The 18,542-nt window shown below is 67.8% G+C and carries 14 protein-coding genes; 7 read left to right on the top strand and 7 right to left on the bottom strand.

From position 1 onward, the window contains the following. Positions 1-9 precede the first annotated feature (9 nt). The 5 genes from FRZ61_RS22935 to FRZ61_RS22915 all read right to left on the bottom strand — a co-directional run bounded on the left by FRZ61_RS22935 (position 10) and on the right by FRZ61_RS22915 (position 7,540). Positions 10-954 (bottom strand): helix-turn-helix domain-containing protein, encoded by a 945-nt coding sequence (locus tag FRZ61_RS22935; RefSeq protein ID WP_151119922.1) that lies wholly within the window; start codon positions 952-954, stop codon positions 10-12. Between the two features lie 172 nt (positions 955-1,126). Then, positions 1,127-2,953 carry an ABC transporter permease subunit gene (locus tag FRZ61_RS22930; RefSeq protein ID WP_191909174.1) on the bottom strand — a complete coding sequence of 609 codons (1,827 nt, stop codon included), beginning with the start codon at positions 2,951-2,953 and terminating at the stop codon, positions 1,127-1,129. A gap of 197 nt (positions 2,954-3,150) precedes the next feature. Then, complete coding sequence (locus FRZ61_RS22925) at positions 3,151-4,248, bottom strand: SDR family oxidoreductase (protein ID WP_151119920.1); 1,098 nt, start codon at positions 4,246-4,248, stop codon at positions 3,151-3,153. Positions 4,249-4,351: 103 nt separating this feature from the next. After that, positions 4,352-5,977: a GMC family oxidoreductase gene (locus tag FRZ61_RS22920; RefSeq protein WP_151119919.1), complete on the bottom strand. Its 1,626-nt coding sequence runs from the start codon at positions 5,975-5,977 to the stop codon at positions 4,352-4,354. A 33-nt stretch (positions 5,978-6,010) separates the two neighbouring features. After that, on the bottom strand, positions 6,011-7,540 hold the full coding sequence (locus FRZ61_RS22915) for an aldehyde dehydrogenase (protein WP_225308962.1): 1,530 nt from the start codon (positions 7,538-7,540) through the stop codon (positions 6,011-6,013). A gap of 377 nt (positions 7,541-7,917) precedes the next feature. Here FRZ61_RS22915 and FRZ61_RS22910 point away from each other — a divergent pair, with 377 nt between their 5' ends. Beyond that, a complete protein-coding gene (locus FRZ61_RS22910; protein ID WP_151119918.1) occupies positions 7,918-9,162 on the top strand; it encodes a CoA transferase in 1,245 nt (414 codons plus the stop codon). 9 nt (positions 9,163-9,171) lie between these two features. On the opposite strand, the gene FRZ61_RS22905 is transcribed toward FRZ61_RS22910, so the two are convergent. Next, positions 9,172-9,960 carry an SDR family NAD(P)-dependent oxidoreductase gene (locus FRZ61_RS22905; protein ID WP_225308961.1) on the bottom strand — a complete coding sequence of 263 codons (789 nt, stop codon included), beginning with the start codon at positions 9,958-9,960 and terminating at the stop codon, positions 9,172-9,174. Between the two features lie 269 nt (positions 9,961-10,229). On the opposite strand from FRZ61_RS22905, the gene FRZ61_RS22900 reads away from it, so the two are divergent. The 4 genes from FRZ61_RS22900 to FRZ61_RS22885 all read left to right on the top strand — a co-directional run bounded on the left by FRZ61_RS22900 (position 10,230) and on the right by FRZ61_RS22885 (position 14,956). Beyond that, a complete protein-coding gene (locus tag FRZ61_RS22900) occupies positions 10,230-10,979 on the top strand; it encodes an SDR family NAD(P)-dependent oxidoreductase (protein WP_151119916.1) in 750 nt (249 codons plus the stop codon). Between the two features lie 89 nt (positions 10,980-11,068). Next, positions 11,069-12,043 carry a quinone oxidoreductase family protein gene (locus FRZ61_RS22895; RefSeq protein WP_151120950.1) on the top strand — a complete coding sequence of 325 codons (975 nt, stop codon included), beginning with the start codon at positions 11,069-11,071 and terminating at the stop codon, positions 12,041-12,043. A 463-nt stretch (positions 12,044-12,506) separates the two neighbouring features. After that, positions 12,507-13,778: a CaiB/BaiF CoA transferase family protein gene (locus FRZ61_RS22890; protein ID WP_151119915.1), complete on the top strand. Its 1,272-nt coding sequence runs from the start codon at positions 12,507-12,509 to the stop codon at positions 13,776-13,778. 44 nt (positions 13,779-13,822) lie between these two features. After that, on the top strand, positions 13,823-14,956 hold the full coding sequence (locus tag FRZ61_RS22885) for a mandelate racemase/muconate lactonizing enzyme family protein (RefSeq protein WP_151119914.1): 1,134 nt from the start codon (positions 13,823-13,825) through the stop codon (positions 14,954-14,956). Between the two features lie 135 nt (positions 14,957-15,091). On the opposite strand, the gene FRZ61_RS22880 is transcribed toward FRZ61_RS22885, so the two are convergent. After that, positions 15,092-16,021: a LysR family transcriptional regulator gene (locus FRZ61_RS22880; protein ID WP_151119913.1), complete on the bottom strand. Its 930-nt coding sequence runs from the start codon at positions 16,019-16,021 to the stop codon at positions 15,092-15,094. Between the two features lie 152 nt (positions 16,022-16,173). On the opposite strand from FRZ61_RS22880, the gene FRZ61_RS22875 reads away from it, so the two are divergent. Together FRZ61_RS22875 and FRZ61_RS22870 are read left to right on the top strand one after the other, a co-directional pair. Then, entirely contained in the window at positions 16,174-17,178 is a 1,005-nt protein-coding gene (locus FRZ61_RS22875; RefSeq protein ID WP_151119912.1) for an HpcH/HpaI aldolase/citrate lyase family protein, read from the top strand. Between the two features lie 152 nt (positions 17,179-17,330). Then, a complete protein-coding gene (locus FRZ61_RS22870; protein WP_225308960.1) occupies positions 17,331-18,479 on the top strand; it encodes a sugar ABC transporter substrate-binding protein in 1,149 nt (382 codons plus the stop codon). Positions 18,480-18,542: the final 63 nt, after the last annotated feature.

The raw sequence follows: 18,542 nt of genomic DNA, 5'->3' as shown, positions 1-18,542 counted from the left end.
GCGGCCGCGCTAATCCGGCCGGCCTCGCGACGGGCGCCGCCGGCCATGCTCGCGCGCGAACGCGGCCGGCGTGCAGCCGGCATGCCGATGGAAGCGCCTCGTGAAGTGGCTCTGGTCGGCGAAGCCGGTCGCCAGGGCGACATGCGCCAGCGGAATGTCGGTCTCCAGGATCAGCGACTGGGCACGGCGGATGCGGCATTGCTCGACGAAGCTCATGGCCGTCATGCCGGTGCTTCGCTTGAACAGGCGGGCGAAATGGAAGCGGCTGACATTCACGATCTCCGCCAGCTCGGACAGCCCGATGGTCCGGTCGAGATTGTCCTCGATGAACTCGGTCAGCCGCGCCAGCTCCCATCGGCCCAGCGATGGCATTTCCCGCGGCTCGACCGGCTCGAACGCGTTGTAGCTTCGCAGCAGGTGAGCCGCGAGGGCCGACGAAACCTGATCGACGATGAGCGCTTGCGCGGGGTGGGGCTTGCGGTCGAGCTCCGCGACGAGGATCTCCGCGATGCGCCCGATCACGGGGTCCCGCGTGGTGAACACATTGCGGATCTCGACCTGCGGCGCCGGGTGGCGTCCGAGCTGCTCGCCCGCGGATGCGACGAGGGAGGTGGGGATGCGCAGCCTTGCCGTGGCGGAGGCATGGCCCTCCCAGAGCGAATCGTATCCAGCCGGCATGAGCATGGAGACGCCGGCGGAGATGAGGCTTTCGTGGATGACGCCGTCCCGCCCCTGGACCAGCTTTGCGCTGCCCGACGGGCAATAGCAGATCAGGTGATGATCCAGGGCGGGATAGCGCTCGGAGACGTCGGGAAGCGCGCGATACATGTCGACCGTGACGCCGCTCCAGCCGCGCGCCCGCGTGGTCGCGACGGAACGATGCGACAGGACATTCACGATCTCATCGATCGATACCAGCTTCGGTGCGTCGGCATTTTCGAACCGCATCGTCATGGCAGATCACCGCCCGGAAGGGGTTATGGAACGCGTCGCGACGGAAACTGCAGGTTTTCTGTCTCCCCAGGATCGTCCAAAAGATGTCGCGCGACAAGAAACCGCGCTTCGCCGGGCCGGAAGCGGCTGGCGCCCCGGGATCCGCGCCCGCGATGGCGTTCGCGCCCGTCCCCTACGCGGCCTTGCCGAGCCGGCGGGCGACCCGCCGCAAGGGGGCGGCGCCATGGAGCGCGATCGAGGCCAGCAGGATCGCGCCCAGCAACGCCGTACGGAACGGAGCGGGCACGCCCAACCCCACCAGCACGATGTCGATCAGGAGCACGGCGGGAACGGTGAGCGCGATCATGATGGGATTGCCGCCCCGTCGCGCGATGCAGAGGCCCGCGAGCTGCACCGCCAGCAGGGCCGGCAACATGAAGGGATCGGGCGCCGTCAGCGAGATGGCGCCGGCATAGCCCGGCAGCATGATGCCGAGGGCCGCCGCCAGCAGGCCCGACGCGGCGAAGACCCAGGGATAGGAGGCGCGCGAGCGGGCCTGCGGCGCGGGGTCGCTCATATGCTGCAACCAGCGCTGGATCGAACGCCAGCGGAAGGCGGCGAGCGCCAGTAGCAGCGGGACCGCCAGGACGAGAAAGCCGATCTCCGGGACGCCCGCCATGTTCATCAGGAAGTTCTTGATGGCCAAGGGCGTGGCGCCGAGGAAGAACTTCGAGGCGACGAACAGCGTCACGGAATTGAGAGCGCCGGCCGTGGCCAGCGTGGTCAGCACCAGCGGCGCCTGCAGCCGGCGGCCGATCTGCCCGTTCGCCCATCCGATGAGGCCTCCGGCAAGCAGGATCGCCGGCACCACCCAGAGCAGCGCCGCGTCGGAGCCCTGCGAGAGTTGGGCGGTGGCCAGCGCCGCGAATCCGATGATCGCGGGCACCGAGAGATCGATATGACCGATGACGATGACGCTCGCCATGGCGATGGCGAGCAATGTCACGACCAGCATCAGCAGCGGATCGATATGGAGAATCGCATTGCCGAATCCGAGGAGGGCGGCGAGCGCGAGCGTGGCGGTGGCGATAAGCGCCGGCAGGTAGCGCGGCCAGGGTGTCATGGCGGGCGGCTCGAAGGCGGGCTTCACCGGATCGCCCGCGGGCGCGAAGCGGAGGCCCAAGAGGAGGAGCAGGCCCACGGTCGCGGGCACGAGATAGCCCGGCAGGGCCAGGTCCGAGAAAAGATCGGTCAGGGTACCGATCGCCAGTGCGCCCAGCGCGGCGCCGAGCACGCTGCCCTGGCAGAGACGCGGCGCCGAGCCGCCCAGGATGAGGGCCGTGTAGATCTCGAGCAGCGAGGGGGCGCTGATCGTCGGTTCCGCCGAGCCGATCTCCGCGGCGAGGAAAACGCCGCTCGCCCCGTAGCCGATGCCGGCGATGACATAGGCCGCCAGGATCCAGGCCGCATGGCCGGAAGCGGCGGGACTGGCGATGTCGCGGCCGGCAGCGCGGATGCGCCGTCCCGGCCGCCAGCGATCGAGCCCGATCGCGATCGCGAGAACGACGAGGCCCGCGACCAGCGGCACCGGAAGGCCGCCCGGCAGATCGCCGAGGAGCGCGCCGCGAAACCGATCCGGCACGGTGAGCCCCTCGAAGCCCGCGAGCTGGAGCGTCAGGCCCGTCAGGACGAAGCCCGTCGCCATGGTGACCGCGGTCGATGGCAGGCGACGGAAGCCGATCAGGTAGCCGTTGCAGAGCCCGATGGCGCCGCCGAGCAGGGGGCCCGCCAGCGCCCAGAAGAGGATCGAGCCGGTCTCCCCGTCCATCTGCCGCACGAGCAGCGCATTGACGAAGAGTGCCGTCGAGCCCGCGGCCAGGCCCTGTCCGCCCGACAGCACCACCTGCGACTGGGCGATCGCCGCGATCATCAGCGGCAGGCAGGCCATCATCCATTGAGCCCAGTCGTCGAGCGTGAACTCGCCCCCGCTCGCCACCAGCCGTGGGGACAGCACCGCCACAAGGAGCAGCGCGCCGCTGCACCGGGACAGAAGCCGCGGCCATGCCGGCCGAGACGCCGGCGGGGATGCGGTGCCCGTGTCCCCTGGCAATGCCGTTCCCTCGCGCGGCGGCAGGAAGGTATCCGCCGCTGCGCCGACGGCCGCCTCCGATGCCTGCGCCCTGCGGACCGCGGCCGTTCCGCGATCGGCGCCGGCCATCAGGGGACGATGCGTTCGGCGCGCAGCCGGTCGAACAGGTCCCGCACCGAATGCCAGGTGCGGATATAGCCGTCGAAGCCCAGCTCGCGGCTGCGGCTCATGTCGGTCAGGCATTCCTGGGTGCGGCCGAGATCGGCATCGGCATGCCACCAGGGCGCGATCTGCTCGAGCTTGTTGGGCTGCAGCCCATGCTTCTTGACGATGCGCGCCCAGTCGGGTGCGGCCTCCGCCATCTGGGCGGCGAGCGGCGAGGGCTTGCCCGGATAGGGCGCCGGTTCGACGCCGAAATAGTCCGCGATCGAAACCCAGAGCCGGCGCCAGCGGAAGACATCGCCATTGACGACGTTGAAGGCCTTGTCGGCGGCCTTCTTGCTGGTGGCTTCCCAGGCCAGATGCTCGGCCAGGATCCGGGCGTCGGTCATGTCGACGAGGCCGTTATAGGCCTGGGGCGAGCCCGGGAAGACGAAGGGCCGGCCGGTCTCGCGGCAGATCGTGGCATAGGCCGCGATCGAGGTGCCGAGATTCATCGCGTTGCCCGGGGCGAAGCCGATGATCGTGTGCGGGCGGGCGACCGACCAGGTGAAGCCGTTCTTCTCGGCCAGCTCGAACAGGATGTCTTCCTGCGTGTAATAGAAATTCTCGCCGGGAAGCCGCGCCATCTCCTCGGTGAAGGGCGTGTCGAGCGTGTGCGAGGCATAGCTGTCGAAGGAGCCCAGATAATGCTTCAGGCCCGTCACCAGCGTGACATGGCGCAGGGAAGCCGCCGCGGCCGTGCCTTCGACCGCGTTGCGGAACATGGCGCCGTTGACGCGGCAATTCTCGGTCTCGGAAGGCTGGCGCGCCCAGGTGCAGAAGAAGAGATGGGTGGCGTCCTTCGCCTTCTTCAGCACCTTGCGGCTGGCTTCGGCATTCTGCAGGTCGCAGGTGAGGAACTTGGCGCCCTTGATCTTGAGATCCTTGTGGTCGTGGCGCGAGACGCCGAGGATCTTCCAGCCGCCCGCGGCCGAGAGATGCTCCGCGAGATTCCGGCCGACGATGCCGCTCACGCCGAAGATCAACGCCGTCTTCGTCCGCCCTGCCGTTGCCTTCCTTGCCATTCTTCCGTCCCCCTGGTTGCCGCCATTTGTCATGGCCCTTGATTGCCCATCCTCCGCGGACTCGAGGCCCGCGGCGGTACTCCCCGTCTTTTTGTTCTCCGGCTCAATGCCGGGCTGCCGCCCCGTCCTCCCGGATCAGGTCCGACGCCTTGTCGGCGATCATGATGATGGGCGCATTGGTGTTGCCGGAGGTGATGGTCGGCATGACCGAGCCGTCGACCACCCGCAGGCCCTCGATGCCGTGGACGCGCAGCCGGGCATCGACCACGGCCATAGGGTCCGTGCCCATCTTGCAGCTTCCGACCGGGTGATACATCGCCTGGGCGTTGCGGCGCAGATAGTCGAGCATCTCCGCCTCCGTCCGGCAGCCATCGCCCGGCGAGGCCTCGCGCAGCACGTGATCCGCGAGCGGCGGGGCGGCGAAGATGCGCCGGATCCATTCCATGCCCTTCACCAGAGCCCGCGCATCCTCCTCGGCCGTGAGATAGTTGAAGCGGATCGCCGGCGGCTGAAAGGGATCGGGCGATTTGAGCGCGATCTCGCCGCGCGAGAGCGGGCGCAGCACCGCGCAGGAGGCCGTCACCGCCGGTTCCGGCTCCGCCGTGAAGCGGCCATCCTTGGTGATGATCATGCTGAAGGGGCGGAACTGGATCTGCAGGTCGGGCGAGCTCGCCTGCGCGCCGGAGCGGATGAAGGCGCCGGCCTGGGCGGCGGCCGAGGAGAGCAGTCCCTTCCGCTTGACGATGTATTGCAGCACATGCGGCAGGAGCTGCCAGCTCGTCATCCAGCGATCGGATTTGAGGATCAGCTTGTTGATCGAGAAGGCCGGCCGGACGCGCGAGAGATAATGCGCATAGACATGGTCCTGCAGGTTCTGGCCGACGCCGGGCAGGTGATGGACCACCGGGATGCCGAGCCGCTTCAGCTCCTCGGCCCGGCCGATGCCCGAGAGCGCGAGGAGATGGGGCGAGCTGATCGAGCCCGCGCTCAGGATCACCTCGCGGGCGCTGGCCGAGACGGTCTTGTCGCCGAGCCTGTAGCGCACGCCCTGAACGCGGCGGCCTTCGAGAAGGATCCGCTCGACCTGCGCGCCGACCTCCACCCGCAGGTTGGAGCGCTTCAGCGCCGGCCGCAGGAAGGCCGCCGAGGCCGAGCTGCGCAGGCCCCGCTGGACATTGACCTGGAGGAAGCCGATCCCGTCCTGCGAAGCGCCGTTGAAATCCCGGTTGGCGGGCAGGCCCAGAGTCATGCCGGCCTGCACGAAGGCGATCGAGGCGGGATGGCGGTCGGACACGTCCGACACGCCGAGCTCGCCCTCGGCGCCATGCCAATCGTCGGCGCCGCGCTCCTGCTTCTCGGTATGCTTGAAATGGGGCAGCACGTCGCTCCAGCCCCAGCCGGCATTGCCGAGCTGGCGCCAATGGTCGTAGTCGCCCGGCACGCCGCGCATATAGACGAGCCCGTTGATCGAGCTGCTGCCGCCCAGGGTCTTGCCGCGCGGACAGTAGATCTTGCGGTTGGCGAGGCCCGGCTCCTCTTCCGTGTAGTAGCGCCAGTTGACGCGGCCGTCGCCATAGAGCCGCGGCGTGCCCGCCGGCACCTTGAGCCAGATGCTGCTGTCCTTGGGCCCCGCCTCGAGCAGCAGGACCTTGCGCCGCGGATCCTCGGTCAGCCGGTTGGCGAGCACACAGCCCGCCGAGCCCGCGCCCACGATGATGACGTCGTACAAGACCCGCTCCCGAAAGCGCCCGCCCGTTCCGGCTCAGCGCATCACGAAAGGATCGGGAACCTCGCGGGCGGTGCTCATCCACACGCTCTTCACCTGCGTGTATTCCAGGATCGCATCCATCCCGTTCTCATGGCCGACGCCCGAGCGCTTATGGCCGCCGAAGGGCGACATGTAGCTCACGGCGCGATAGGTGTTGACCCAGACGGTGCCGGCCTGAAGCCGCTGCGACATGAGGAGCGCGCGCCGCACGCTCTGGGTCCAGACGCCGGCCGCCAGCGCATAGGGGCTGTCATTGGCGATGGCGATGGCATCCTCCTCATCCTCGAAGGGGATGCAGGCCAGCACCGGGCCGAACACCTCCTCGCGGGCGATGCGCATCTTGTTGTTGACCTGGCCGAAGATCGTCGGCTCGACGAACTGGCCGCCGCTGCCGCATTCGGGCCTTGTCGCGGGGCCGCCGCCCAGCAGGCATTGGGCGCCCTCGGCCTTCGCGATCTCGATATAGTCGAGCACCTTCTTGTATTGCGGCGGGGTGGTGATGGGCCCGACCTGCGTGGTCGTCTCGAGCGGGTTGCCCATGCGCGCGGCCTTGGCGAAATCGACGACGCGGCCGACGAACCGGTCGTAGATGCTGCGTTGGACCAGGAGGCGGGAGCCCGCGACGCAGGTCTGCCCGGTCGCCGCGAAGATGCCGGAGATGACGCCCTTCACCGCGTTGTCGAGCTCCGCATCGTCGAACACGATGTTGGGCGACTTGCCGCCGAGCTCGAGCGTGACGCGCTTGAGGCCCCGCGCCGCGGTCTCATAGACCCGCTGGCCGCCGGCCTCGCTGCCGGTGAAGGCGATCTTGGCGACCGAAGGATGGGCGACGAGCGGCTCGCCGATCTCGGGGCCGAAGCCGGTCACGACATTGACCACGCCGGCCGGGAAACCCGCCTTCTCCACCAGCTTCCCGAACTCGATGGCCGAGGCCGAGGTGAACTCGGAGGGCTTGAGGATGAAGGTGTTGCCGGCGGCCAGGCCCGGCGCCAGCTTGTAGGCGGCCAGCAGGAGCGGGGAGTTCCAGGCGGTGATCGCGACGCAGACGCCGAGCGGCTCGCGGCGCGTGAAGTTGAACATGTCGGGCTTGTCGATCGGGATGACCTCGCCCTGCAGCTTGTCCGCCAGCCCCGCGAAGTAATAGTACCATTGCGGGATGTAGCGCACTTGGCCCAGCATCTCGTTGATGAGCTTGCCGTTGTCGATCACCTCGACGCGGGCCAGATGCTCCGCGTTCTCGAGAATGAGATCGGCCAGCTTGCGCAGCAGATGGCCGCGGTTGGTCGCCGACATCGCGGGCCAGGGGCCGGTCTCGAAGGCCTTCCGGGCCGCGGCCACGGCGCGCTCGGCATCGGCGGCGCGCCCGCGCGGCACCGTCGCCCAGGCCTTGCCGGTATAGGGATTCGTCGTCTCGATCACGCCGCCGTCGGCCGCATCGACCCATTCGCCGCCGATATACATTTTGTAATGCGTCAGGCCCGCGCTCTCGGGGCTCGTGGGTCGCGGGCTCGTGGCGTGATTCATGATCGTGATCTCGTGTTGTCGGGCGGTCAGAGGGCCGGAGGCCGCATTCCCAAGGGAGATCGGCAGCTCCCGCGACTGACCGCATCAAGGTTGAAACGCGCCGACAGCAGGGCGCTTCCGGCGACGATATTCCTTCCTCAACCCATCGAACAATTCGATTAGCTCGATGGATTGATCGAGAACGGCGGATAGTGGACGCCCGAGCCCTATGTTGCGCTGCGTCATCGCCCTTCGGGGAAAACGGGAAGGGCAGCGGCCAGCCTGGCGTCGAAAACCGATCAATGCACCTGATAATTCGATTTGCAGGAGGGCCGCCTCGCGACCTATCTAGATTCGTCTTGTGATCAACGCGGCTTCACGGCCGTCGGAGACGTAGATTGACCTACGATTTGTTGCGGGGCTGCCGCGTGATCGAAAGCGCGGCCTTCATCGCGGCCCCGCTTTGCGGCATGACCCTGGCGCAGCTCGGCGCCGACGTCATCCGTGTCGACATGATCGGCGGCGGGATCGACTATGGACGTTTGCCGCTGGCGCCTGCGGGCCGCAGCCTCTACTGGACCAGCCTCAACAAGGGCAAGCGCTCGGTCGCGATCGACATCCGCAAGCCGGAGGGCCGAAGGCTGTTGCAGCGGCTGGTGACGGCACCCGGTCCCGGGGGCGGCATCCTGCTGACGAACATCCCGACCGCCTGGCTCGCCCATGCCACGCTGGCCGAGGCGCGGCGCGATCTCGTTTCCTGCACGATCGAAGGCAGCTCGGACGGATCGACCGCGGTCGACTACACCGTCAATTGCGCGACCGGCTATCCCGCCCTCACCGGCGAAGGCAGCCGGGACAAGCCTGTCAACCATGTGCTGCCGGCCTGGGACGTGATCTGCGCCATGCAGGCGGCGATGGCGGTGATCGCGGCGGTCGACCGGCGCCGCCGGACCGATCAGGGCGCGGAGCTGCGCCTGGCGCTCTCGGATGTCGCCTTCTCGACGCTGTCGCATCTGGGACTCCTGGCCGAGGCGCAGCTGATCGAGCAGGAGCGGACCTCGATCGGCAATCACATCTATGGCGCCTTCGGGCGCGATTTCGCGACCCGCGACGGGCAGCGGATCATGGTGGCCGCGATCTCGCTCAAGCAATGGAATGCGCTGGTCGAGGCCTGCGGCCTGGCGGCGATCATCGGTCCGATCGAGCAGGGGCTGGGCTGCGACTTCTCGAAGGAAGGCGATCGCTTCGCGCATCGGCAACTGATCGCGGGCCTGGTGGAGCCCTGGTGCGCCGCGCGGAGTCTCGATGAGATCAAGCCGGTCTTCGACCGCGCCGGTGTCTGCTGGGGGCCTTACCGCACGGTGAAGGAGCTGGTGGCGCAGGATCCGCGCGTCTCGCTCGCCAACCCGATTTTCGAGACGATGGACCCGGCGGGCGTGGGTCCGCATCTGGCGGCCGGTCCGGCGCTACGGATCGCGGCGGCCGAGCGCAAGCCTTCGACCGCGGCACCGCTGCTCGGCCAGCATACCGACCCGGTACTGCAGGAGGTGCTGAGGCTGTCGCCGGCCGAGATCGACCGGCTGCACGAGGAAGGCATCGTCGCCGGTGCCGAGCGCGATCCCCTCCTCGGCACCGACCGCTAGTTCGCCGGCCTATTGGGCCGTCCAGCCGCCATCGACGAGCAGACAGGTGCCGGTGATCATCGCGGCGGCGGGCGAGGCGAGGAAGACGGCGGCGCCCACCACGTCCTCGACCTGCGCCATCTCGCCCATCGGGATCCGGGAGACCAGGAAATTGCGCTTCTCGGGCGTGTCGACGATGCGCTGCACCAGCGGCGTCTCGACGAAGGTCGGCGCCAGGCTGTTGACGCGGATCCGGTGCGGCACCAGCTCGAGCGCCATCGCCTTGGTCAGCCCCTCGAGCCCGTGCTTGCTCATGCAATAGACGGTGCGGTTGGGCGAGCCGACATGGCCCATCTGCGAGGAGACATTGATGATGGCGCCGCCCTTCGCTGCCCGCGCCGGATCCTCCAGCATCTTCTTCACCGCGGCCTGCGCCACGAAGAAGGAGGCGCGCGTGTTCAGCGTCATGATCGCGTCGAAGTTCTCCTCCGAGACCTCGAGAAAGGGACCGGGGATGTTGGTGCCGGCATTGTTGACGAGGATGTCGAGCGCCGGCAGCGCGCCGATCATGCCGCGCACGGCCTCATTGTTCCGCACGTCGCACAGGCGGACCTGGGCCTGGCCCAGCCCTGCGGTCTCGATCCGTTTCGCCAGCGTCTCCAGCGGATCGGGGTTGCGCCCCACCAGCACCAGCTTGGCACCCGCCTCCGCCATGGCGAAGGCGATGCCTTCGCCGATGCCGCCGCCGGCGCCCGTCACCAGCGCGGTGCGGCCGTCGAGCCGGAATCGCGAGAACACGGTGTCCTGATGAGCTGCCAAGATGCGCGCCCGAAACGGTTGCTGCTGGCCGGAGCCTAGGTCCCGGCCGTCGGCACGAGAAATCCGAATATCAGAAGATTCGTTCATGTTCGCCGGACAATGGCGTGGCAGGCCGGCGAGGCAGGCGCACCCGCTCATTGTTCTGAATCTTCGAAATATGTGCCGGATTATCGCGTTTGTGAGGCTCGCGAGGCCGTTCCTACACTCCGACCCCGCGCGGGTGAACCAACACCGCCGCATCTGATGTCGAAGAATCGGGAGGGATCGCGATGCTGCTCAAGGACCGGGTCGCCATTGTCACGGGCGCTGCGTCGCCGCGGGGAATCGGCCTCGCCACCGCGCGTGCCCTCGCCGCGCAGGGCGCCCGGATCGCGATCCTCGACCTCAACGAAGAGGCCGTGCAGCGCGCGGCGGGCGAGCTCGGCAAGGGCCATCGCGGCTATCGCTGCGACGTCAGCAGCCACGAGCAATGCCGCAAGGTGGTGGCGGCGATCCAGTCCGATCTCGGGCCGGTGGATTCGCTGCTGGCCTTCGCCGGCATCAGCCGCTCGACGCGCTTCCTCGAGGTGACCCCCGAGGAATACGAAGCGGTCATGCAGGCCAATCTGCGCGGCACGATGAACATCTGCCAGGCGGTGGTGCCGGGCATGATCGAGAAGGGCGGCGGCTCGATCGTCTGCGTCGGGTCGATCGCGGCCCAGCGCGGCGGCGGCGTCTTCGGCGGCACGCATTACAGCGCCTCCAAGGGCGGGGTGCAGAGCCTCGCCAAGGCGATGGCCCGCGAGCTGGCGCCCCGCAACATCCGCGTCAACGCGGTGGCGCCCGGCTTGATCGAGACCGACATCTTCGAGGGCAAGCTGACCGAGACCCGCAAGGCCGAGATCGCGGCCACGATCCCGATGGGCCGGGTGGGCCAGCCGCGCGACGTCGCCGATGTCTGCGTGTTCCTGGTCTCGGACTGGGCCTCCTATGTCACCGGCGTGGTGCTGGACATCAATGGCGGGCTGCATATTCACTGAGCCGGTCGCGTTCGCATGACCGGAGCCGGCAGGTGCGCAACGCCGGCTTTTCATCGCCGCTTGGCCGAGGGAGTCCGATCTTGTCGAAGATGACCGGCCGTTTCCTGGTGTCGAAGACCGGCGACCCTCAGGTCATGCAGTGGGTCGAGGAGGCCTTGCCGCCGCCGGGCCCCGGCGAGGTCCAGGTCCGACACGAGGCGATCGGCGTCGATTTCATCGACACCCAGATCCGCGGCGGCCTGCTTCCCTTTGCCCTGCCGACCGGCCTGGGCTTCGGTGGCGCGGGCGTGATCGAGGCGGTCGGTGCCGAGGTCCGGAATCTCGCCGCCGGCGACCGCATCGCCTACACCTCGCTCACGCCGGGAAGCTACTCGCTGGCGCGCAATCTTCCCGCCGAGCGCATCTTCCGTCTTCCCGATCAATCCTTGCCCGCCGACCTCGCTGCGGCGGCGTTGTTCCGCGGCCTCACGGCCTGGTATCTCGCGACCAGGCTGCGCAAGATCGAGCCCGGCGATCCCGTGCTGGTGCATGCGGCGGCGGGCGGCGTCGGTCTCATTCTCATCCAGTGGCTGGCCCATCTGGGCGCCACCGTCATCGGCACGGTGGGACATCCCGAGAAGGTGGCGGCGCTGCGCGATTATGGCTGCGCCCATCCGATCCCGCTCGGCGAGGACCTCGTCGGCCGGGTGAAGGAAATCACCCAGGGCAAGGGCTGCGCGGTCGTCTATGACTCGGTCGGGCGCGCGACCTTCGACCGGTCGCTTCAATGCGCGCGCCGCTTCGGCCTGGTCGTTTCCTATGGCTGGTCGTCGGGCGATGTCGAGCCGGTGGCGCTCATGACCTTGCGCAACGGTGGCTCGCTCTTCGTCACGCGCCCGACCGTCTCGCACTATACCGCCGAGGCCTCGGCCTTCCAGGCCGGAGCCGCCGCGCTGTTCGGCCTGATCGGCGAAGGCTGGCTGCGGATCAAGGTGGGCCACGCCTATCCGCTGCGGGATGCGGCCCGCGCGCACGCGGATCTCGCGGGCGGACGCACGACCGGATCGATCATCCTGCGCCCGTGAGCGCCTGTCGCGCCGATGAACCTGCTTCAGCGCATGGTTCATTGGTCAAGCGATCAAAGCTGTGGATTGTGATCTTTCCTATCCCAAAAGTTGCTGCCCACCGGCTCGGTGACGCGGGCGACAAGCTTCCGGCGATTGCACAGAAAACCCGGATAATCGGTCGCATAATGTAATTTGTTAGATCACCGCTCCGTCATTAGCTTGAACGGTGAAGGGGTGGCGCTCGGGGGCCGCCCGATATCGTCCGCAGACAATCGGAAGGATGACGGTGATCAAAAGACGTTGCGGATGCCGACATGGGGCGCCGACCCGCGCCATGCCGATGCATCGAAAGCGTCGCTTTCAGCAAGGCCACGCCGCCGCGAGCGACAGCCGACAAGAGCGATCCGGGAGCCGGCGCGAGGAGAGCTTCGTCTAGAAGCCGACGCCACGCCGCAGCACAACAACTTCCGAATTCAATTCCATGACGTCGAAGATCGACAAGACCGGTGACATCGGCGACCTGCCGCTCTCCGATGAGACGAGCAGTGCCACCGCCGCGCGGGCGCCGCTCCATGGCATCCGTGTGATCGAGGTCGCGACCTTCATCGCAGCGCCCTTCTGCGGCACGATCCTGGGCGATTTCGGCGCCGAGATCATCAAGATCGAGCAGCCGACGCAGGGCGATCCCTTGCGCGCCTTCGGCACCCGCACGGAATGCGGCGACAGCCTCGTCTGGCTCAGCGAATCCCGCAACAAGAAGGCCGTGACGCTCGATCTGCGGCAGCCGAAGGGAGCCGAGCTGTTCCGGCGCCTCGTCGCCGGCGCCGATGTCGTCATCGAGAATTTCCGCCCCGGCACCATGGAGAAATGGGGCCTCGGCTTCGAGGATCTGCGCAAGGTCAATGACCGTCTCGTCATGCTGAGCGTCTCCGCCTACGGCCAGACCGGCCCGAAGCGGCAGGAGCCGGGATTCGCCCGGATCGCGCATGCCTTCGGCGGCCTCGCCTATCTGGCGGGCGAGAGCAATGGCCGGCCGGTGGTGCCGGGCTCGACCTCGATGGCGGATTATCTCTCGGGCATGTGGGGGGCGATCGGCGTGCTGCTCGCGCTGCGCGCGCGCGATACCATCGGCAAGGCGCAGCTCATCGATATCGGCCTCTACGAGTCCGTCTTCCGGCTGCTCGACGAGATCGCGCCAGCCTATGCCAAATACGGCTTCGTCCGCGAGCGCCAGGGCGCCGATACGGTGAATGTCGTGCCCCACAGCCACTACCAGACCGGTACGGGCGAGTGGGTGGCGATCGCCTGCACCAGCGACAAGATGTTCGCGCGCATCGCGGCGGCCATGGGCCGTCCCGAGCTCGCCACGTCGCCCGACTTCGCCACCAGCATCGAGCGCGTCAAGCGCCGCGACGAGGTCAACCGGATGGTGGCCGAATGGGTCGGCAGCCAGACCCTGGCGCAGATCCTCGCCGAATGCGAGGCCGGCGGCGTGCCCTGTGCCAAGATCTACTCGATCAAGGACATCTTCGAGGACCCGCAATACAAGGCGCGCGAGAACCTCATGAAGATCGAGGATCCGCGCCTCGGCCCGCTGGTGCTGCCCACGGCCATGCCGCGGATGTCGGAAACGCCCGCGCAATTCCAGCATGCCGGCCGGGCGCTCGGCGCCGACACGGCCGAAGTCTTCGGCCAGCTCCTCGGCATCGACCGCGAGGAGCTGGAGACGCTGCGCAAGCAGGGCATCGTCTAGCGGTTTCCGGCAAGCCCGGCCGTCGCGGCGACAGGAGCCATGCCATGAAGATCACCGATCTCGACGTTCATATCCTGCGCGCGCCGAACACCGAGCGGCCGAACTGGGTCAGCAATTTCATCGTGCCCCGGGCCAACGAGGTGCTGGTGCGGTTGCGCACCGACGAGGGCATCGAAGGCATCGGCATGGCGACCAGCTACGGCTCGGTGCAGCCCTCCATCGAGGCCTTCAAGAGCGGGATCGCCGGGCAGATCCTGGGCGCGGACGCGCTGGCGCCGGAGCGGCTCTACGAGAAGCTGTTCTCGCTGACCTCGCAGCGCCTGGCGCACGAGAAGGGATGGGGCCGCGAGCCCTTGATCCGGATCGCGGCCGCGGTCGATATCGCCTGCTGGGACATCGTCGGCAAGGCGGCGGGGCTGCCGCTCTGGCGCCTGTTCGGCGGCTATCGCGCGCGCATCCCGTATTACGTCACTTGCGCCTATTACCGCGACGGCAAGGACCTGATCGAGCTGCGCGACGAGATCCTGGCGCTGAAGGAGCAGGGCCATACGCGCTTCAAGGGCAAGGTCGGCGGGCTCACGCTGAGCGAGGACCGGGCGCGCATGGAGGTCGTGCGCGACGCCATCGGGCCCGATTGCGATCTCATGATCGACGTCAACCGCGGCTGGGATCTGCCCACGGCCATCGAGGGCGCCCGGCTGATGGAGCCGCTCAAGCCGACCTGGCTCGAGGAGCCGATCCAATGGGCCGACGATCGCCGCGGGCTCAAGCTCCTCTCACGCCAGACCCGCATCCCGCTCTCGGCGGGCGAGAGCGAGACCACGAGCTTCGGCTGCCGGGCTCTGCTCGAGGAGGAGGCGATCGCCATCCTGCAGTTCGACTGCACCATGGCCGGCGGCTTCACCGAGGGGCGCAAGCTCGCGGCCCTGTGCGAGCTCAACCACGTGCAGGTGGCGCCGCACCATGACTGCTTCATCCACGCCCAGCTCGTCGCCTCGACGCCGGCGGGGCGCATCGTCGAATCCTTCCCCGATCCCGACCGCGATCCGCTGCAGGCCGAGCTGTTCGAGAACCCGCCGGCCCTGTCGAAGGGCTGGCTGACGCTCAACGAGACCCCGGGCCTGGGGCTGTCGCTCTCGCCGGCCGCGATGAAGAAGTTCGGGGAACGGATTCTGTGATGCTGGCCACGCGCCAATCGTCATCCCCGCGGAAGCGGGGACCCACTTCAAAGCTTGGTGACCTGGATCGGGATGGATCCCCGCTTTCGCGGGGATGACGGAGGAGGGAACGCGCCCGTTCTTCCTAGAAAGAGCCTACCCCACCGACCGGTTGGCAATGGTCGGATGGACCTGCTCGCGCAGGCGCATGGCGATGAGGTCGGCGCATTTGCGCGCGGGCGGCGACAGGGTCTTGCCGCGATAGGTGACGATGCTGATCTGGCGGGTGATCGTCGGATTGATCAGGCGAACCACGCGATAGCCCGGCCGCGCATCCTCCGGCACGGAGATGCTGGGCAGCACCGTCACGCCCAAGCCCGCCTTCACCATGCTGAACAGGGTCTGCTGATGCAGCACCTCGAATCGAGGCCGGAGCTCCAGCCCCAGCGAGCGGAAGGCCTCCTCCAGCGAGCGGCGCACCACCGTGCCGCGCGGCATGGTCAGATGCGGCCAGGCCGCGATCTCCTCGAGACCCAGCTCCGAGCGGCCGGCCAGCGGATAGTCGAGCGGCACGATCACGAGAATCGGGTCGCTCATGATCTGCTCGAAGGCGATGTCGCGATAGCCGTCCATCTCGGGCCCGACGGCGAAATCGACCTCCTGCGCGCAGACGCGGTCATACATGCCCTTGGCCACGTCCTCGTGCAGCTCGACGACGATCTCGGGATAGCGCGACTGGAACTCGGCGATGATCGGCGGCAGGCGGCTGGCCGAGATCGAGGGCGACACCGCGAAGGAGACGCGGCCGCGGCGGATCAGCACCTCGTCGCGCAGCTCGCGGGCCACGGCCTCGAGGTCGCTCAGCGCGTTCTTGCTGCGGATCAGCAGCATCCGGCCCTCGGCGGTGAGGCTCACGCGGCGCGTGGTGCGGCTCAGCAGCGGTACGCCGAGCTGGTCCTCGAGCTGCTTCACGCTGCCGCTCACGGCGGATTGCGATCGATTCAACAGCTCGGCCGCGCGCCGGAAACTGCCGGATTCGGCGACGGCGACGAAGGTCTGCACGCTGCGGAGGCTGAGATTGATCATAAAAGACGGATAATTATCCCGATATTTCTGATTGTAAGAATTGTAGGCCGATGGTGCAATCTTTTTCGAGAAATGGCTCAGAACGCCGTCGATTTGTGCGAACGCCGGGTCGGGCTGGGTAAAAAAAGGGCATCAGGGGCGAAGTCGGGTTCATGCAGTCGGCGCGCGTGCATTCTCTCCAGCGTTCGGAACTCGCCGTCCCCGCGACCTCGCCGCACTTCTTCGAGAAGGCCGCCCGGGGTTCGGCCGACACGGTGTTCCTCGACCTCGAGGACGCCGTCATCCCGGCCGAGAAGGCGCAAGGCCGCGCCGCCGCCGTCAAGGCGCTCAACGAGATCGATTGGGGCCGCAAGCGCATGGTCGTGCGCGTCAACGGCCTCGATACGCCGTGGGGCTATCGCGACATCCTCGAGGTCGCCGAGGGCTGCCCGCGGCTCGACGCGATCCTCCTGCCCAAGGCGGGGGGCCCGCGCGACATCCAGTTCGTCGAGACGATGCTGCAGGGCGTGGAATGGGCCACCGGCCGCGAGAGCCCCATCCGCATCGAGGCGCTGATCGAGACGGCGCTCGGCATGGCGAATGTGGAGGCGATCGCCTCTTCCTCCGCGCGGCTGGAAGCGCTGGTGTTCGGCGTCGGCGATTTCATCGCCTCCATGCGCACGCCCGATCTGGTGATGGGCGGTTTCAATCCGGCCTATGCGGTGCTGACGAATCCCGACGGCGCCGGCAAGCGGCAGCGCTACTTCGCCGATCAATGGCATTTCGCGATGGCGCGCGTGGCGACCGCCTGCCGCGCCTATGGGCTGCGGCCGATCGACGGCCCCTATACCGACTTCAAGGATATCGAGGGCTATCGGGCCTCGGCGATGCGCGCGCGCTCCCTAGGCTTCGAGGGCAAATGGGCGATCCATCCCACGCAGCTCGCGATCGCCAACGAGATCTTCGGCCCTTCGCCCGACGACATCGCCTGGGCGCATCGCATCAACGAGGCGATGCGGGCAGGGGCGGCCGCCGGCCGCGGCGCCGTCAAGATCGACGGCGGCATGGTCGACATCGCCCACCTGAAGCTGGCCCAGAACATTCTCCGGCAGGTCGAAGCCCTTCGCGCCGGCGGCGCGAACGGGGCGGCCGCTCCGGCATCGGAGGGACGGCGGTAACGAAGAACTTCATTCGATGAGGATCGACGCCGCGCCCGGCTCTCCGGAGCGGACGCGGCGACCGAAGAAGGATCGATGGCGGGCCCATCGGCAGTCGAGAAGGCCCCGCGCATCGGTCCGGTGAACAAAAAAGCGACACTGGGAAGGAAGACATGTTGAACCGGTTTATGAAGATTGCCGCCCGCGGCCTGTTGGCGGGAACCATTGGGTTGAGTGCGGGCCTGCTGCTCGATCAGGCTTCGGCACAGGCCAAATCGCCGCCCTACAAGATCTTCTTGAGCATGAGCTATGTCGGCAACGACTGGCAGACGGAGTCCGGCAACGTCGTGAAGGCGATGGCCGCCGCCCATGCCGACAAGGTCCAGTTCGAGGCCCAGGTGGCGGGCACCGACGCGCAGCGCCAGATCCAGCAGATCAACGCCATGGTGCAGTCGGGCGCCGACGCGATCGTGATGTTCCCGATCTCGCCGACCGCGCTCAACGCCACGATCAAGCATGCCTGCGACAAGGGCGTGAAGATCTTCACCTACGAGGCGGCGGTCACCGAGCCTTGCGCCTACAACATGACGATCGACGAGCATGCGGTCGGCGAGAAGACAGCCGAGTGGCTCGTCAAGGCGATGAACGGCAAGGGCAACATCGTGCTGGTGACCGGCGTGCCGGGCACCTCGACCGACACGCTGCGCACCGAGGCGGCGATGGAAGTCTTCAAGAAGTATCCCGACATCCACATCATCGCCAATGTGGTGGGCATGTGGAGCGAGGCCACGGCCCGCTCGGAGCTTTCCAAGGTGCTCGCGACCCATCCCTGGAAGGACATCGACGGCCTGTGGATGCAGGTCGGCTGCTATGCCGCCTTCTCGATGATGGACGAGGCGGGCGTGCCGGACGCGGAGAAGAAGCCCTGCGTCGGCGAAGGCACCAACGGCCACCGCATCCAGATGCTGACGGCCGATGCCGGCGTCGACGGCGCGCAGGGGACCTATCGCCCGATGGGCGCGATCAGCATCTCCTACGCCGCACCGCTCTATCAGGGCGGGCTCCAGCTCAAGAACGCGCTGGCGCTGCTCGAGACCGGCAAGGAGCCGCCGCATAACGTCTTCGCGCCGCTGCCCCTCGTCACGAACGAGAACGTGAAGCTCTGCAAGGCCGGTTCCTGGAAGGAGATGGCCGATGGCTGCAACGTGTTCCAGCCCTCGCTCATCACCAACCCGGCCTGGTTCTCCTCCATCTACTCGGCGGACACGCCGGAGATCGGCGTGAACGCCGCCCTCAAGGGCGAGCCCGAGCCGAAGGAGTGACGGAAGGAACCGCGCGGGCGCCGCGGCAACGTGGCGCCCGCGCGGGCCTTTTTCTGAGAAGCG

Source organism: Hypericibacter adhaerens (assembly GCF_008728835.1).
GTDB classification, from domain to species: Bacteria; Pseudomonadota; Alphaproteobacteria; order Dongiales; family Dongiaceae; genus Hypericibacter; species Hypericibacter adhaerens.
Note: the sequence above shows the minus strand (reverse complement) of the source record. Positions and strands in the feature narration are given on the sequence as shown.

Coding starts and splice junctions, on each gene's coding strand:
- FRZ61_RS22900 (WP_151119916.1), top strand. CDS start 10,230: ATGCTGCTCAAGGACCGGGTCGCCATTGTCACGGGCGCTGCGTCGCCG.
- FRZ61_RS22890 (WP_151119915.1), top strand. CDS start 12,507: ATGACGTCGAAGATCGACAAGACCGGTGACATCGGCGACCTGCCGCTC.
- FRZ61_RS22895 (WP_151120950.1), top strand. CDS start 11,069: ATGACCGGCCGTTTCCTGGTGTCGAAGACCGGCGACCCTCAGGTCATG.
- FRZ61_RS22925 (WP_151119920.1), bottom strand. CDS start 4,248: ATGGCAAGGAAGGCAACGGCAGGGCGGACGAAGACGGCGTTGATCTTC.
- FRZ61_RS22885 (WP_151119914.1), top strand. CDS start 13,823: ATGAAGATCACCGATCTCGACGTTCATATCCTGCGCGCGCCGAACACC.
- FRZ61_RS22880 (WP_151119913.1), bottom strand. CDS start 16,021: ATGATCAATCTCAGCCTCCGCAGCGTGCAGACCTTCGTCGCCGTCGCC.
- FRZ61_RS22875 (WP_151119912.1), top strand. CDS start 16,174: ATGCAGTCGGCGCGCGTGCATTCTCTCCAGCGTTCGGAACTCGCCGTC.
- FRZ61_RS22915 (WP_225308962.1), bottom strand. CDS start 7,540: ATGAATCACGCCACGAGCCCGCGACCCACGAGCCCCGAGAGCGCGGGC.
- FRZ61_RS22935 (WP_151119922.1), bottom strand. CDS start 954: ATGACGATGCGGTTCGAAAATGCCGACGCACCGAAGCTGGTATCGATC.
- FRZ61_RS22870 (WP_225308960.1), top strand. CDS start 17,331: ATGTTGAACCGGTTTATGAAGATTGCCGCCCGCGGCCTGTTGGCGGGA.